Here is a 13,066-nt window from a genome sequence, read left to right as displayed (position 1 = left end):
TGGTCCCCGGATCCCGTTGCGTCAGTCGGCCGTTCGATATTCCCCGGCCTCGAGGCGCTCGATCAGCCCGCCGGTCCAGCCGGTCAGGTTCGCGAACAGCCCGCTCCAGAGTTCCAGGAGATCGGGGGCGTGCGGCGCCTCGTACCGGCCGGGGAACTCGGGAATCATCGCGATCAGCCCGTCGCGCACCTCGGCGCTGTTGCGTTGCTGCTCACGCAGTTTCGCCAGGACGTGGGCGCGGGGCAGCGCGTCCATGAAGGCGATGGCGGCGCCGAGCTCCTCCATGTCGATGCTGACCAGCGCGAGATCCATCAGGCGGCGGAATTCGGCTTCGCCCGCGGCGGTGACTTCGTAGCGGGTGCGGCCGGGGCCTTCGGCGCTGCTCTCGGTGCCCGCCGTGGCGAGTTTGCCTTCGGCGTGCAGTTGCTTGAGCGCGTGATAGATCGAGCCCGGCTTCACATTGGTCCAGGTCTCGGCGCGCCACGACAGCAGTTCCCGGCGCACGGCGTACCCGTGGGTGGGCTGGTGCCGCCGGACGACGCCGAGCACCAGCAGACGCACCGCGGACATGATCGCCTCCTTCGCTCGCCGCCATACTACTCAAATTTGACTTCCGATTTTCCGGCGGGCTAGCCTCGGTAGTCAAACTTGATTAGTACTGATCAGAGGAGAGAGCATGCCCGACACTCCCGTCCCGGTGCTGTGGAGCGCGCAGGCTGAGGAAACTCTCGATTTCTACAAGACCCTCGGATACACCGTCGTCTCGGCGCAGACCCGGCCCTACGTCTACCTCGCCCTGGAGGCGCACGACTGCCCCCTGCACTTCAGCTCGTGGCCGCCCGGATTGACCAGCCCGTTCGAGGCGGTCGGCTGCCTGGTCATGGTCGACGACGTGGCCGAGCGGCACCGCGATTTCACCGCGCGGCTGCGCGCGCACTACGGCCGGATTCCCGCCAAGGGCTGTCCGCGGATCACCCGCTTCCGGCCGGGCCAGAGCCGGTTCAGCCTCGTCGATCCGCACGGCAACACGCTGCTGTTCATCCAGCGCGACGAGCCGGAGCACGCCGTGGAATACGGCGGCTCGGCCGACTTGCAGAACCTGGCGAAAGTGCTCGACAACGCGCGCGTGCTGCGCGATTTCAAAACCGACGACCAGGCCGCGGCCCGGGTGCTCGAAGTCGGGCTGCGCCGCTTCGCGGTCGAGTCCGAACCGGTCGAGCGCGGTCGCGCCCTGGCCATGCTCGCGGAATTGGCTGTCGCCGCGGCGGATCCGGACCGCGCCGCGCGGTACCGGGCCGAGATCCGCGTACTCGATCTCGGCCCCGCGGATCGCGCGGCGGTCGCCGCGGAACTCCAGGCCGGTGCAGACCTGGAGCGATGGTTGTCCGAGTGATCCCGCCGCGATTCAGGCCAGCGGTGTCCGCAGCCGGTGTCGCCCACCCTCCTCCGGCTGCCCGAAATCCGCGGTGATGTGCGGGATCTCCTCGGTGTTGTCGTTGCTGTCGTCGACCAGTTCGTGCAGGCGCGCGCAGAAGGCATCAATGCTGCCGTAGCGGGCAAGGATTTCGGCTACCAGTTGCTGCATGCCCGACATCGCCGGCCGATTGGGCTCCGCGCCGTCCATTTCGCCTCCCTGACAGATCCACCACCATTGGGTCGAGACGCCGTAGCCACACCTCACGGGATGCCCACCCGGCCAGTATGCCCATCAGCTAACCCGCAGAAACCTCCGACAAGCCGGTAAATTTTCAGTGAGATGGAGAAGGCACACCGACCGGGAGGCTTTCAGCACATGTCCAGCGATCATGCGCACGGCACCGGGACCGTCCAGCACCACGAACACGCCGGCCACGGCGACCATGTCGCGATGTTCCGGCGGCTGTTCTGGGTGATGCTGCTCCTGGCGATACCGGTGGTGCTCGCGGACCCGATGTTCGCCGACCTGGTCGGTTACACCGTGCCGCGCGGGCTGCGCTGGGTGTCACCCGCCCTGGGCACGGTGATGTTCGGCTGGGGCGGCCGCCCGTTCCTCACCGGCGCGGCCTCCGAGATCCGCAGCCGCCGCCCCGGCATGATGCTGCTGATCGCACTGGCGATCACCGTCGCCTTCGCCGCGTCCTGGGGCGCCACGCTGGGGCTGCTCTCCCACGAGCTGGACTACTGGTGGGAGCTGGCGCTGCTCATCGTGATCATGCTGCTGGGCCACTGGATCGAGATGCGCTCGCTCGGCCAGGCCGCGAGCGCGCTGGAATCGCTGGCGGCGCTGCTGCCCGACGACGCCGAACGGCTCGAACCCGACGGCAGCACCGCGACGGTGCACCTGGCCGAGTTGCGCACCGGGGACCTGGTGATGGTGCGCCCCGGCGCGCGCGTCCCCGCCGACGGCACCGTGGAATCCGGCAGCGCCGAGGTCGACGAATCGATGATCACCGGCGAATCGCGCCCGGTGCGCCGGGCCGCCGGGGACCGCGTGGTCGCGGGCACGGTCAGCACGGATTCCGCGCTGCGGGTGCGGATCACCGCGGTCGGTGACGACACCGCGCTGGCCGGTATCCAGCGCCTGGTCGCCGAGGCGCAGAACTCCACCTCCCGTGCCCAGGTGCTGGCCGACCGGGCCGCCGGCTGGCTGTTCTGGTTCGCCGGCGGCGCCGCGGTGCTCACCGCGATCACCTATCTCGTTCTCGGACAGCCCGAATCGGCGGTCACCCGCACCATCACCGTGCTGGTGATCGCGTGCCCGCACGCGCTCGGTCTGGCGATCCCGCTGGTGGTCTCCATCGCGACCGAGCGGGCGGCCGCCGCCGGTGTGCTGATCACCGATCGGCGCGCCCTCGAGACGATGCGCACCGTCGACGCCATCCTGTTCGACAAGACCGGCACGCTCACCCGCGGCGAGCCCGCCGTCGTCGCCACCGCCGCCGTCGCGCCCGGGACGAGCGAGGACGAGGTCCTCGCCCTGGCCGCCGCCGCGGAAGCCGACAGCGAGCACCCGCTCGGCCGGGCCATCGTCGGCACCGCCACCGAGCGTGGCCTGCGCATCCCGGCCGCCACCGATTTCGCCGCGCACAACGGCGTCGGGGTCACCGCCACCGTCGAGGACGCCACCGTGGCGGTCGGCGGGCCCGCGCTGCTCGCTCAGCACGGTCTCGATCCGGCCCCGGCGGCGGCGCGATGGTCGGCTCAGGGTTCGACGGTGCTACACGTGCTGCGCGGTGGCGAACTGGTCGGCGCGCTCGCCCTGGCCGACGAGATCCGCCCCGAATCGGCGCAAGCCATCGCCGCCCTGCACGAGCGCGGCGTGCACGTCGCCATGATCACCGGAGACGCCGAACCCGTGGCTCGGGCGGTGGCCGGCGAGCTCGGCATCGACGAGGTCTTCGCCGGAGTCCTGCCGCCGGACAAGGGCGCGAAAGTCCAAGCCCTACAGGATGATCGGCACACGGTGGCGATGGTCGGCGACGGCGTCAACGACGCGCCCGCCCTGGCCCGCGCCGACGTCGGCATCGCGATCGGCGCGGGCACCGACGTCGCCATCGCCTCCGCCGGAGTCGTCCTCGCCGGCGACGACCCCCGCGCCGTCCTGTCCGTCATCGAACTCTCCCGCGCCACCTACCGCAAAATGATCCAGAACCTGATCTGGGCCGCCGGCTACAACATCGTCGCCGTCCCCCTCGCCGCCGGCGTCCTCTCCCCCTGGGGCATCACCCTCCCCATGGAAGTCGGCGCCCTGCTGATGTCCGCCTCCACCGTCGTCGTCGCCGTCAACGCCCAACTCCTTCGCCGCCTCGACCTCGACCCGGCCCGCATGGTCCGAAGCTGAGTTACTTCACCTGGTAGGTGAGCATGACGAACTGGCCGAATCGGCTGACGTCGTGGAGGTGCAGGCGGGCGGCGGGAATGCGGCGTGGGAGCAGGGGGGAGCCGCTGCCCAGGGTCACCGGGGCGACGGTGGCGGTGATCTCGTCGAGCAGGCCCGCGTCGTAGAACTGGCCGACCAGTTCGCCGCCGCCGAGGATCCAGATGTTCTGCGTCCCAGCGGCTTCGGACATTTCCCGGTGGACCGGTGCGACGTCGCCGGAGACGAAGCGCAGGTTCGCGCCGGGGATGCGCGGGAGGTCGCGGTGGGTGAAGACCCAGCACGGGGTGTCGCCGTACCACTTGGCCCAGGATCCGGGTTCGTCGTTGGCCAGCACCCATTCGTAGGTCGTCGCGCCCATGCACATCGCGCCGACTTGCGCGCCGAACGCCTCGGTGACGCTTTCGGTCTGCCCGTCGTCGTCGACCTCGAACAGCCAGCTCAGCGAGTTGTCCGAGTCGGCGAGGAAGCCATCCAGGCTGGTCGCGGTGTAGTACTGCGTTGTCATGATCTCGATCCTGCCGCAGTATCTTGACACCCCTTGTCAGGTTTTCACGGCGTTTTTCACAGCGGATTCCCAGCGCCGCACGAGGCCACGTCAAGGTTCGCCCGCGAGAGTTCAGGTGTGCGAACTCCCGCGTCGACGAACGACAGCGCCGGCGCGGGTCAGCGATCACGCCAGGTGTGAACCCCTCATCCGCACCCCGGCGAATCGCGGCTACCGGGCGGCCGGACGAGACCTTCTCGTCCGGCGGCTTCGCCGCTTCCGGGGCCTTGGGAGGCCAGTATTTTAATACCGACCGATGCGGTAGCCTGGCCGCATGGTCCGACTCCCGCTCACCCCTGCCCAGATCGAGGCCGGCCGCCGCCTCGGCGGTCTGCTGCGCACGGCCCGCGGCGAGCGCGATCTCACCGAAGTCGCCCGGACCGCAGGCATTTCGCCGGAAACTCTGCGCAAGATCGAAACCGGCCGCCTGCCCTCCCCCGCGTTCGGCACCGTGGTCGCCCTGAGCCTGGCGCTGGAACTGCCGCTCCAGGACCTCGCGGACACCTGGCGCTCAACCGGACTCGCCGAATCCGCCTAGCCCGGCCGGATCGCGGTCGAAGCGGTGCCGCGCCCGGACGCGCCGGGCGTCTTCCGCTGGCGGGCGTCGTTCCAGCGGAACTGAAACCTCAGCTCGCCGTACCGCCGCCGATCGCGAGATAGACGGTCATCAGCACGAACAGGAACCAGCCCGCGCCCTGCCACAGCACCCAGGGTCGGCCGCGCCGCCAGGCGAGGTAGGTGAGGATGAAGGCGCCGAGGCCGCCCAGTAGCAGGATCGCGCCGGGCCCGAAGACGACCGCGACCTTCGCGGGAGTGTCGCAGAGCACGACCTCGGCGTCCGCGCAGCGGTCTCGGGCGGCCGCCCACCAGTAGGTCAGGGCCGCGACCAAAGCGGCCAGGCCGATCACCGCCAGCGCGTAGGTGGCGGCTCGGCGGTAGGCGCCGTCGCCGGACCGGCGCTTGTCGATGTCGTCGACCATGTTCGATCCTCCTCACCGAAGATCGGAGACTGTGCACCTCCATCATGCTCCCGGCCGGCATGCACCCCGCTCGGAGCGGCCGAAAGAACTGCGCGAGGCACCGTCGAACAAAGCAGGGAATTAGATCGACAGCAGCGATCCCCGGTCGGGCAGCCATTCTTTTCGGGAAACAGGGGTGCGGGCCGCCGCGCCGGGGATAACCATTATGGATTTGTCACTGCCGGGCCGGCGTCATTGATTGGCGCCGGCGATACCACCGATGATGCCGCCGATGATGCAACCCGGAATCGCCCCCGCGACGAAGAACAGGAAGCCGATCAGGAAGCCGATGGCGCAACCGATCAGGACACCCGCGACCGTGGTGCCCGCGTCACCGATGTTCTGCAATTGCGGCTGCGCCGGCGCGCCGACCGGGGTCAGCGTCAGCGTGCTCGCGGCGGCATCGACTTCCGGAACCACCTGAACCCGCTGGCCAGCGGCGGTGTGTAGCGTCGTCGGAACCGAGGCCAGCACCGCGCCGTCCGGCGCGATCACACTGAAGCCGTCGGGCCTGAGCTCGAACTTGCCCGAGGCCAGCGTGAGCGTGGCCGCCGAATTATCCGGTGCGACCGCCGCCACGTAGGCGACCCCGCGATCGAAACCGTCGAAGCTCTGTGCCGTGGGCGCGCCGTTGGCCGTGGCCGCGGTGATGCCGGTGGCGGCAGCGGTCAGCGCTGCGGCCGCCACGAATTTTCTGATCTTCATGAGATATCCAATCATCCAGCCGAATCGATTGCTGTTCCCCGAGATACGGACATGGGACTCAATAATCATGCGCCTGTTCGGCATTGGCTGTATGCGGAATGAAGCATCGAAATGCGAATTCAAGATCGAACAATGACCCCAGAATTGGGGTATTGATTTCGCACCGAATGCATTTCAGAAGTTCGCCGGGGCGACGGCGAATGCTTACAGATTACTCGAGTTCCCCTTCGGTCTCCAGGTAAACCTGACGCAAACGATCCAGGGTCTCCTGCTCCGGCGCCGACCACATGCCGCGCTCGGCGGCCTCCAGCAGCCGCTCGGTGATCCCGTGCAGCGCCCACGGGTTCGACTGCTCCATGAACTTGCGGTTGACGTCGTCGAAAACGTAGCTCTCGGTGAGCTTCTCGTACATCCAGTCGGCGACCACGTCGGTGGTCGCGTCGTAGCCGAACAGGTAGTCCACGGTCGCGGCCATCTCGAAGGCGCCCTTGTAGCCGTGCCGGCGCATGGCCTCCAGCCAGCGCGGGTTGACCACCCGCGCCCGGAACACCCGCGAGGTCTCCTCCGAGAGCGTGCGGGTACGCACGGCGTCGGGCCGGGTGCTGTCGCCGATGTAGGCCTCGGGGTTCTTGCCCGTCAGCGCGCGCACGGTCGCGACCATGCCGCCGTGGTACTGGAAGTAGTCGTCGGAGTCGGCGATGTCGTGCTCGCGGGTGTCGGTGTTCTTGGCCGCCACCGCGATCCGCTTGTAGGCGGTGCGCATGTCCTCGGCGGCCGGGGCGCCGTCGAGGTCGCGGCCGTAGGCGAAACCGCCCCACGCCGTGTACACCTGCGCCAGATCGTCGTCGGTGCGCCAGCTCTTGGAGTCGATGAGCTGCAGCAAGCCCGCGCCGTAGGTGCCGGGCTTGGACCCGAAGATCCGGGTGGTGGCGCGGCGCGGATCACCGTGCTCGGCCAGATCCGACTGCGCGTGCGCGCGCACGTAATTCGACTCGGCGGGCTCGTCCAGCTCGGCCACCAGGCGCACGGCGTCGTCCAGCAGGGCCAGCACGTGCGGGAACGCGTCGCGGAAGAATCCGCTGATGCGCACCGTCACGTCCACGCGCGGACGGTCCAGCTCCGCGAGCGGGATCACCTCCAGGGTGGTGACGCGGCGGCTCGCCTCGTCCCACACCGGCCGCACGCCCAGCAGCGCCAGTACCTCGGCGATATCGTCGCCGGAGGTGCGCATCGCGGAGGTGCCCCACACCGAGAGTCCCACCGAGCGCGGGTATTCGCCGTGATCGGCCAGGTAGCGCGCGAGCAGCGAGTCGGCCATCGCCTGGCCGGTCTCCCAGGCCAGCCGCGAGGGCACCGCCTTGGGATCCACCGAGTAGAAGTTGCGACCCGTCGGCAGGACGTTGATCAGGCCGCGCAGCGGCGAACCGCTCGGGCCCGCCGGCACGAAGCCGCCGTCGAGCGCGTGCAGCACGCGCTCGATCTCCACCCCGGTCTCGCGCAGCCGCGGCACCACCTCGGTGGCGGCGAACCGCAGCACCGCGGCCACGGCCGCCAACCGCGCCGAATCCGCTTCGGCCGCAGGCTGCTCGGCGCGGCGGCCGTCCAGGATCGCGGTCTCGAAATCGGCGATCAGCTCATCCACCGCGTCCGCCGACCAGTTCCGCGCCTGCAGCGCGCCCAGCAGTTCGCGGGCCCGCTCCTCGACCACGTCCACCCGGCCGCGCGCCTCGTCACCGGCCTCGCTGAGCCCCAGCGCCTCGCGCAGGCCGGGCACGTTCTGCTCACCGCCCCAGAGCTGGCGCGCGCGCAGCATGGCCAGCACCAGATCCAGTTCGGTCTCCCCCAGTGGCGCCTGGCCGAGGACGTGCAGGCCGTCGCGGATCTGCACGTCCTTGATCTCGCACAGCCAGCCGTCGACGTGCAGCAGCATGTCGTCGAAGACGTCCTCGTCGGGGCGGTCGGTGAGGCCCAGATCGTGGTCCATCTTGGCCGCGCGCATGAGCGTCCAGATCTGCTGGCGGATGGCAGGCAGCTTGGCCGGATCCAGGGTGGAGATGTTGGAGTGCTCGTCGAGCAACTGTTCCAGCCGCGAGATGTCGCCGTAGCTCTCGGCCCGCGCCATCGGCGGGATCAGGTGATCGACCAGGGTGGCGTGCGCGCGGCGCTTGGCCTGGGTGCCCTCGCCGGGATCGTTGACCAGGAACGGATAGATCAGCGGCAGGTCGCCGAGCGCGGCGTCGGTGCCGCAGGAGGCGGACATGCCGAGCGTCTTGCCGGGCAGCCACTCCAGATTGCCGTGCTTGCCCAGGTGCACCATGGCGTCCGCGCCGAAGCCCTCGGGAGCCGAGAGCCAGCGGTAGGCGGCCAGGTAGTGGTGGCTGGGCGGCAGATCGGGGTCGTGGTAGATGGCGACCGGGTTCTCACCGAAGCCGCGGGGCGGCTGCACCATGAGCACCACATTGCCGAAACGCAGTGCGGCGATGACGATCTCGCCCTTCGGATCCCGCGACCGGTCGACATACAGCTCGCCCGGCGGCGGCCCCCACGCCTCGACCACGCCGTCGCGCAGGTCGGCCGGCAGGGTTTCGAACCAGCGCGCGTAGACCTCGGCGCCGATGCGGATCGGGTTGCCCTCCAGCTGTTCCGCGGTCAGCCAATCCGGGTCCTGGCCGCCCGCCGCGATGAGCGCGTGGATCAGCGCGTCGCCGTCCTGCTCCTCGAGCCCGGGGATCTCGCCGGGCGCGCCGAGATCGTAACCGGCCGAACGCATGTCGGTGAGCATCCGGATGGCGCTGGCCGGGGTGTCCAGACCGACGGCGTTGCCGATGCGGGCGTGCTTGGTCGGGTAGGCCGACAGCATCAGCACGACGCGCTTGTCCGCGTTCGGGATGTGCCGCAGCCGGGCGTGGCGGACCGCGATGCCCGCCACCCGCGCGGCGCGCTCGGGATCGGGCATATAGGTGGACAGGCCGTCGGCGTCGAACTCCTTGAAGGAGAACGGGACCGTGATGATGCGGCCGTCGAATTCCGGGACCGCCACCTGGGTGGCGACATCCAGCGGCGAGAGGCCGTCGTCGTTGGCCTCCCACTGGGCGCGGCCGCTGGTCAGGCACAGGCCCTGCAGGATCGGCACGTCCAGTTCGGCGAGCGCGGCCACATCCCATGCCTCGTCGTCACCGCCAGCGGACGCGGTGGCCGGCTTGGTGCCACCCGCGGCGAGCACGGTGACGATCAGGGCGTCGGCGGTGCGGAGGGTGTCCAGGAGTTCGGGTTCGGCGGTGCGCAGCGAGGCGCAGTAGAGCGGAAGCGGTGTCGCGCCGGCGTTCTCGATCGCGCCGCACAGGGCATCGATGTAGCCGGTGTTGCCCGCCAGATGCTGGGCGCGGTAGTACACCACCGCGACCGTCGGGCCCTGGGCCGGCGCGGCCGCGCGTTCCAGCACGCCCCAGCTGGGCAGCTGCACCGGCGGCGCGAAACCGTGCCCGGTGAGCAGCACCGTGTCGGAGAGGAAGTTGTGCAGCTGGCGCAGGTTCTCCGCGCCGCCGGCCGCCAGATAGTTGTGCGCGTCCGCCGCGACGCCGCCGGGCACCGTCGAGCACTCCATCAGTTCCGCGTCGGGCGCGATCTCGCCGCCCAGCGCCACCAGCGGAACCCCGCTGGCGCGTACCGCTTCCAGGCCCTCCTCCCAGGCGCGCTTGCCGCCGAGAATGCGCACGATCACCAGATCGGCGTCGGCGAGCAGCGCGGGCAGGTCGTCGACGAGCAACCGGGCCGGGTTGCCCCACCGGTAGTCGGCGCCGCAGGCGCGGGCACTGAGCAGGTCGGTGTCGGACGTGGACAGCAGCAGAATCACAGGAGACGGCCTTCCTCGGGTTACGCGCCCATCGGTGGGTGGTGCTCGCCGGAGAGGGTCTGGCTGTTTCAGTGGCGCGACCGCACCGGGATTACACCGGTTTCCTCGTCGCCCGCCGAGCACCCAGATGCTACCCAGCGCCCGGCGACCCGCTGCTGCCGGTGCGCCCGCTCAGCGTTCGCCGTCGCGGTGATAAGGCGAGACCATCGCCTCGGCGAACAGGCCGTGCGCACCGGCGACCTGCTCGATCGGGGTCGCGCTGCCGAGATAGAGGTAGTAGTCCCAGCCGAAGTGGGCGAAGAATCGGTCCTCGTCCTCGAGCCGGCACCACAGTTGTTCGCGCAGGACGCCTCTGGCGACCTCCAGCACCGCGGGCATCGGCAGGCGGGCGCCCTCCACGCCCGCTCGCAGGACCGGGTCACGCAGGTCACGGGCTTCGCGATCGGTCACCGTGAGTGCCGCACACCCCGCGGCGGCGGCACAGGCCGCGAGTGTGCTCAGATAGTCGCGCTCCACCCGCAGGTACTCCTCGATGGTGAGCACCCCGGATTCGAAGCGGCGGCCGATATCGGAGGCCGACGTCCACTCGTCGCGGCGGTAGTGCCCGTGGTCGTCGCGGTGGCGCGGATCGTATTTGGTGACCCGGTATTCGAACGGCAGGATCCGCATCCGGCCATCATGCCGGGCGGGCGCCGGTGCGGGCGAACAGGAAATCGTCGACGATGCGGGTGGTGTCGGCGAGGGTGACCCGGCCGATGCCGATCAGTTCGGTGAACACCAGCGGGCCCAGCAACTGCGACATCGCGGCGATCACGTCGAGATCGCCGAGCACCGCGCGGGCCTCGGGCGTCTCGATGACCTGATCGAACGGCGTGCGGTAGCGGTCGATCAGGCGCAGGCGCAGCGCGGTGAGCGCGGGCGCGTCGGCGGGGTCGGTGCGTTCGGCCCCGGTCGCGAGCCAGGCCAGCACGGCGACCTGCAGCGAGGCCTCACGAATGGCGGCGGCCTGCCGTTCCAGCAGTTCGATCAGGCGGTCCCGCAGCGGGCCCGGGGCCGGGGCCTCGATGAGCGGCGGCAGCAGGCGCTCCACGGTCGCCGCGCGCAGTTGCACGATGTTGTCGAAGTGACGGTACAGCGTGGTCTTGGCGACCTTGGACTGCTTGGTCACGGCTTCGACGGTGATCGCTTCCAGCCCACCGGATTTCAGCAGCGCGGTGGCGGCATCGAGCAGCCGGGCACGGGAGCGCAGCCGCCGCGGATCGACATCGCTGTCCTCTGGCCTCATATCCGGAAAGCATTCCTCTCGTCGAGGGCTACCGCCACTCACGACACTTGTGCTACCAATAGTAGCGTAACGATACGGATAGTAGCGGAGTTCTGATGAAAACCACCCGAACCGGGTTGTCGGCCGGGCAGCGCTGGCTGCTCGCTCTGTCGTGCCTGGCGGTCACCCTGGTCATCGCCTCGATGGCGGCTCTGTACACCGCGCTGCCCGGGATCGCGGCCGCCACGGGCGCCAGCCAGCGCCAGCTGACCTGGATCGTCGACGGCTACACCCTCACCCTGGCCTGCCTGGTGCTCCCGGCCGGGGCGCTCGGTGACCGCTTCGGCCGGCGAAAGATGCTGATCGCCGGGCTGATCGTGTTCTCGGTGGCCTCGGCGGTGCCGCTGCTCGTCGACGCGCCGGTCTGGCTGATCGCCGCGCGGGCGGCGGCCGGTGTGGGCGCGGCGCTGGTGATGCCCTCGACGCTGTCGCTGCTCACCGCCGGGTTCCCGGCCGAGCGGCGCGGCGCGGCGGTCGGACTGTGGGCCGGAATCGCCGGTGCGGGAGCGGTTCTCGGCATCATCGGCTCCGGATTGCTGCTCTCCCAATGGTCCTGGGTCTCGATCTTCGTGGCGATGACCGTGTCCGGGCTCGTGCTCAGCGTCGCGGCGTTCACGGTGCCGGAATCGGTGGATCAGGCGCGGCCCGCGCTGGATCCGCTCGGCGCGCTGACCGCCGCGTTCGCGGTGGGCGCGGTGGTGATCGCGACGATCGAAGCGCCCGAACGCGGCTGGCTCGACCCGCTGGTGCTCGGCCTGTTCGCGGCCGGCGCGGTCGCGGCCGTGGCTTTCACGCTGATCGAACTGCGGCTCCCGCAGCCGATGCTGGACGTGCGGCTGTTCGCCGATCGCGGATTCGGCAGCGGCACTGCCTCGATCACCATCCAGTTCCTGATCTCCTTCGGCACCTTTATGGTGCTGGTGCAGTTCCTGCAGTTGATTCTGGGCTACCAGCCGCTGATCTCGGCGCTGGCGATCGCGCCCATGGTGGTGCCGATGGTCGCGCTGTCGATGGTGGCGCCCTGGCTGGCCGACCGGATCGGTTTGCGCTGGACCACTTTGGCCGGGTTGGTCATCCTGGGCGCGGCCATGCTGGTGATGTCGCGGCTCGGCGTCGACGCGAGCTATCTCGACGCGCTGGGCCCGCTGCTGATCATGAGCGCCGGGCTCGGGCTGTGCACCGCGCCCGCGACCACCGCCATCCTTGCGGGCACACCGCCGGAGAAGCACGGCGTCGCCGCCGCGGTCAACGACGCGGCCCGGGAGATCGGCGCGGCCGTCGGCATCGCGATCATGGGCAGCCTGCTCGCGGCCGGCTACAGCGACCGCATCGCCCCCGCCCTGCCCCGCCTCCCCGAGGCCGCCCGTGAGCCCGTCGGCGATTCGCTCGCCGCCGCGCTCCAGGTCGCCGAACGCGCCGGGCCCCAGGCCCAGCCCCTCGCGGATTTCGCCAAGGACGCGTTCATGCACGGCGTCCAGCAGGCCGCGCTGGTCGTCGGCTGCCTGACCCTCGCCGCCGCCGTCCTGGTCGCCGTCTGGGCTCCCGGCCGCCGCAAAACCCAGCTGTCCGCGCCCGCCACGGTCGAGCCGGAACCGGTCGCCGAAACCAGCACGCGCTGACCCGACCCGGAATCCGCCTCGCACTCGGCCTGGCGGGTCGTGACGCTCGAACCGGTCCCGATACCGCGACGATCGAATCGGTTCCGACATCGCCACGCTCACGCCAGCGGTCCCGGGCCATGCTCGCGCCGGCGGGTCCCGGC

Annotated in this window: 12 protein-coding genes; 4 read left to right on the top strand and 8 right to left on the bottom strand. The window is 70.2% G+C overall.

Translation table 11 applies throughout. The features are described from left to right. Nucleotides 1-21: 21 nt before the first annotated feature. Complete coding sequence (locus AB0I43_RS24650) at nucleotides 22-570, bottom strand: PadR family transcriptional regulator (RefSeq protein WP_356974409.1); 549 nt, start codon at nucleotides 568-570, stop codon at nucleotides 22-24. A 106-nt stretch (nucleotides 571-676) separates the two neighbouring features. Here AB0I43_RS24650 and AB0I43_RS24645 point away from each other — a divergent pair, with 106 nt between their 5' ends. Then, complete coding sequence (locus AB0I43_RS24645) at nucleotides 677-1,393, top strand: glyoxalase (RefSeq protein ID WP_356974410.1); 717 nt, start codon at nucleotides 677-679, stop codon at nucleotides 1,391-1,393. A 12-nt stretch (nucleotides 1,394-1,405) separates the two neighbouring features. Here AB0I43_RS24645 and AB0I43_RS24640 read toward each other — a convergent pair whose 3' ends face one another. After that, on the bottom strand, nucleotides 1,406-1,624 hold the full coding sequence (locus AB0I43_RS24640) for a hypothetical protein (protein WP_356974411.1): 219 nt from the start codon (nucleotides 1,622-1,624) through the stop codon (nucleotides 1,406-1,408). 168 nt (nucleotides 1,625-1,792) lie between these two features. Between AB0I43_RS24640 and AB0I43_RS24635 the strand changes: the two genes are divergently transcribed. Further along, entirely contained in the window at nucleotides 1,793-3,820 is a 2,028-nt protein-coding gene (locus tag AB0I43_RS24635; protein WP_356974412.1) for a heavy metal translocating P-type ATPase, read from the top strand. Between the two features lies 1 nt (nucleotide 3,821). On the opposite strand, the gene AB0I43_RS24630 is transcribed toward AB0I43_RS24635, so the two are convergent. Beyond that, nucleotides 3,822-4,364 (bottom strand): dihydrofolate reductase family protein, encoded by a 543-nt coding sequence (locus tag AB0I43_RS24630; protein ID WP_356974413.1) that lies wholly within the window; start codon nucleotides 4,362-4,364, stop codon nucleotides 3,822-3,824. 313 nt (nucleotides 4,365-4,677) lie between these two features. Here AB0I43_RS24630 and AB0I43_RS24625 point away from each other — a divergent pair, with 313 nt between their 5' ends. After that, a complete protein-coding gene (locus tag AB0I43_RS24625; RefSeq protein WP_356974414.1) occupies nucleotides 4,678-4,941 on the top strand; it encodes a helix-turn-helix transcriptional regulator in 264 nt (87 codons plus the stop codon). Nucleotides 4,942-5,029: 88 nt separating this feature from the next. Here AB0I43_RS24625 and AB0I43_RS24620 read toward each other — a convergent pair whose 3' ends face one another. From AB0I43_RS24620 to AB0I43_RS24600, 5 genes are all read right to left on the bottom strand, one after another. After that, a complete protein-coding gene (locus AB0I43_RS24620) occupies nucleotides 5,030-5,383 on the bottom strand; it encodes a hypothetical protein (protein WP_356974415.1) in 354 nt (117 codons plus the stop codon). Nucleotides 5,384-5,614: 231 nt separating this feature from the next. Beyond that, nucleotides 5,615-6,250 (bottom strand): hypothetical protein, encoded by a 636-nt coding sequence (locus tag AB0I43_RS24615; RefSeq protein WP_356974416.1) that lies wholly within the window; start codon nucleotides 6,248-6,250, stop codon nucleotides 5,615-5,617. An 88-nt stretch (nucleotides 6,251-6,338) separates the two neighbouring features. Next, nucleotides 6,339-9,980 (bottom strand): cobaltochelatase subunit CobN, encoded by a 3,642-nt coding sequence (gene cobN, locus AB0I43_RS24610; protein ID WP_357432669.1) that lies wholly within the window; start codon nucleotides 9,978-9,980, stop codon nucleotides 6,339-6,341. Between the two features lie 171 nt (nucleotides 9,981-10,151). Further along, nucleotides 10,152-10,649: a hypothetical protein gene (locus AB0I43_RS24605; protein WP_357432668.1), complete on the bottom strand. Its 498-nt coding sequence runs from the start codon at nucleotides 10,647-10,649 to the stop codon at nucleotides 10,152-10,154. Nucleotides 10,650-10,656: 7 nt separating this feature from the next. Beyond that, complete coding sequence (locus AB0I43_RS24600; protein WP_357432667.1) at nucleotides 10,657-11,265, bottom strand: helix-turn-helix domain-containing protein; 609 nt, start codon at nucleotides 11,263-11,265, stop codon at nucleotides 10,657-10,659. Between the two features lie 95 nt (nucleotides 11,266-11,360). Here AB0I43_RS24600 and AB0I43_RS24595 point away from each other — a divergent pair, with 95 nt between their 5' ends. Beyond that, a complete protein-coding gene (locus AB0I43_RS24595) occupies nucleotides 11,361-12,923 on the top strand; it encodes an MFS transporter (protein WP_357432666.1) in 1,563 nt (520 codons plus the stop codon). Nucleotides 12,924-13,066 lie beyond the last annotated feature (143 nt).

It is taken from the genome of Nocardia sp. NPDC050435 (assembly GCF_040655395.1).
Classification (GTDB): Bacteria; Actinomycetota; Actinomycetes; order Mycobacteriales; family Mycobacteriaceae; genus Nocardia.
This window is presented reverse-complemented; position numbering and strand designations above follow the sequence as displayed.

Excerpts from the sequence above, each read along its gene's own strand:
- AB0I43_RS24650 (WP_356974409.1), bottom strand. The coding sequence starts at position 570 with ATGTCCGCGGTGCGTCTGCTGGTGCTCGGCGTCGTCCGGCGGCACCAG.
- AB0I43_RS24645 (WP_356974410.1), top strand. The coding sequence starts at position 677 with ATGCCCGACACTCCCGTCCCGGTGCTGTGGAGCGCGCAGGCTGAGGAA.
- AB0I43_RS24640 (WP_356974411.1), bottom strand. The coding sequence starts at position 1,624 with ATGGACGGCGCGGAGCCCAATCGGCCGGCGATGTCGGGCATGCAGCAA.
- AB0I43_RS24635 (WP_356974412.1), top strand. The coding sequence starts at position 1,793 with ATGTCCAGCGATCATGCGCACGGCACCGGGACCGTCCAGCACCACGAA.
- AB0I43_RS24630 (WP_356974413.1), bottom strand. The coding sequence starts at position 4,364 with ATGACAACGCAGTACTACACCGCGACCAGCCTGGATGGCTTCCTCGCC.
- AB0I43_RS24625 (WP_356974414.1), top strand. The coding sequence starts at position 4,678 with ATGGTCCGACTCCCGCTCACCCCTGCCCAGATCGAGGCCGGCCGCCGC.
- AB0I43_RS24620 (WP_356974415.1), bottom strand. The coding sequence starts at position 5,383 with ATGGTCGACGACATCGACAAGCGCCGGTCCGGCGACGGCGCCTACCGC.
- AB0I43_RS24605 (WP_357432668.1), bottom strand. The coding sequence starts at position 10,649 with ATGCGGATCCTGCCGTTCGAATACCGGGTCACCAAATACGATCCGCGC.
- AB0I43_RS24600 (WP_357432667.1), bottom strand. The coding sequence starts at position 11,265 with ATGAGGCCAGAGGACAGCGATGTCGATCCGCGGCGGCTGCGCTCCCGT.
- AB0I43_RS24595 (WP_357432666.1), top strand. The coding sequence starts at position 11,361 with ATGAAAACCACCCGAACCGGGTTGTCGGCCGGGCAGCGCTGGCTGCTC.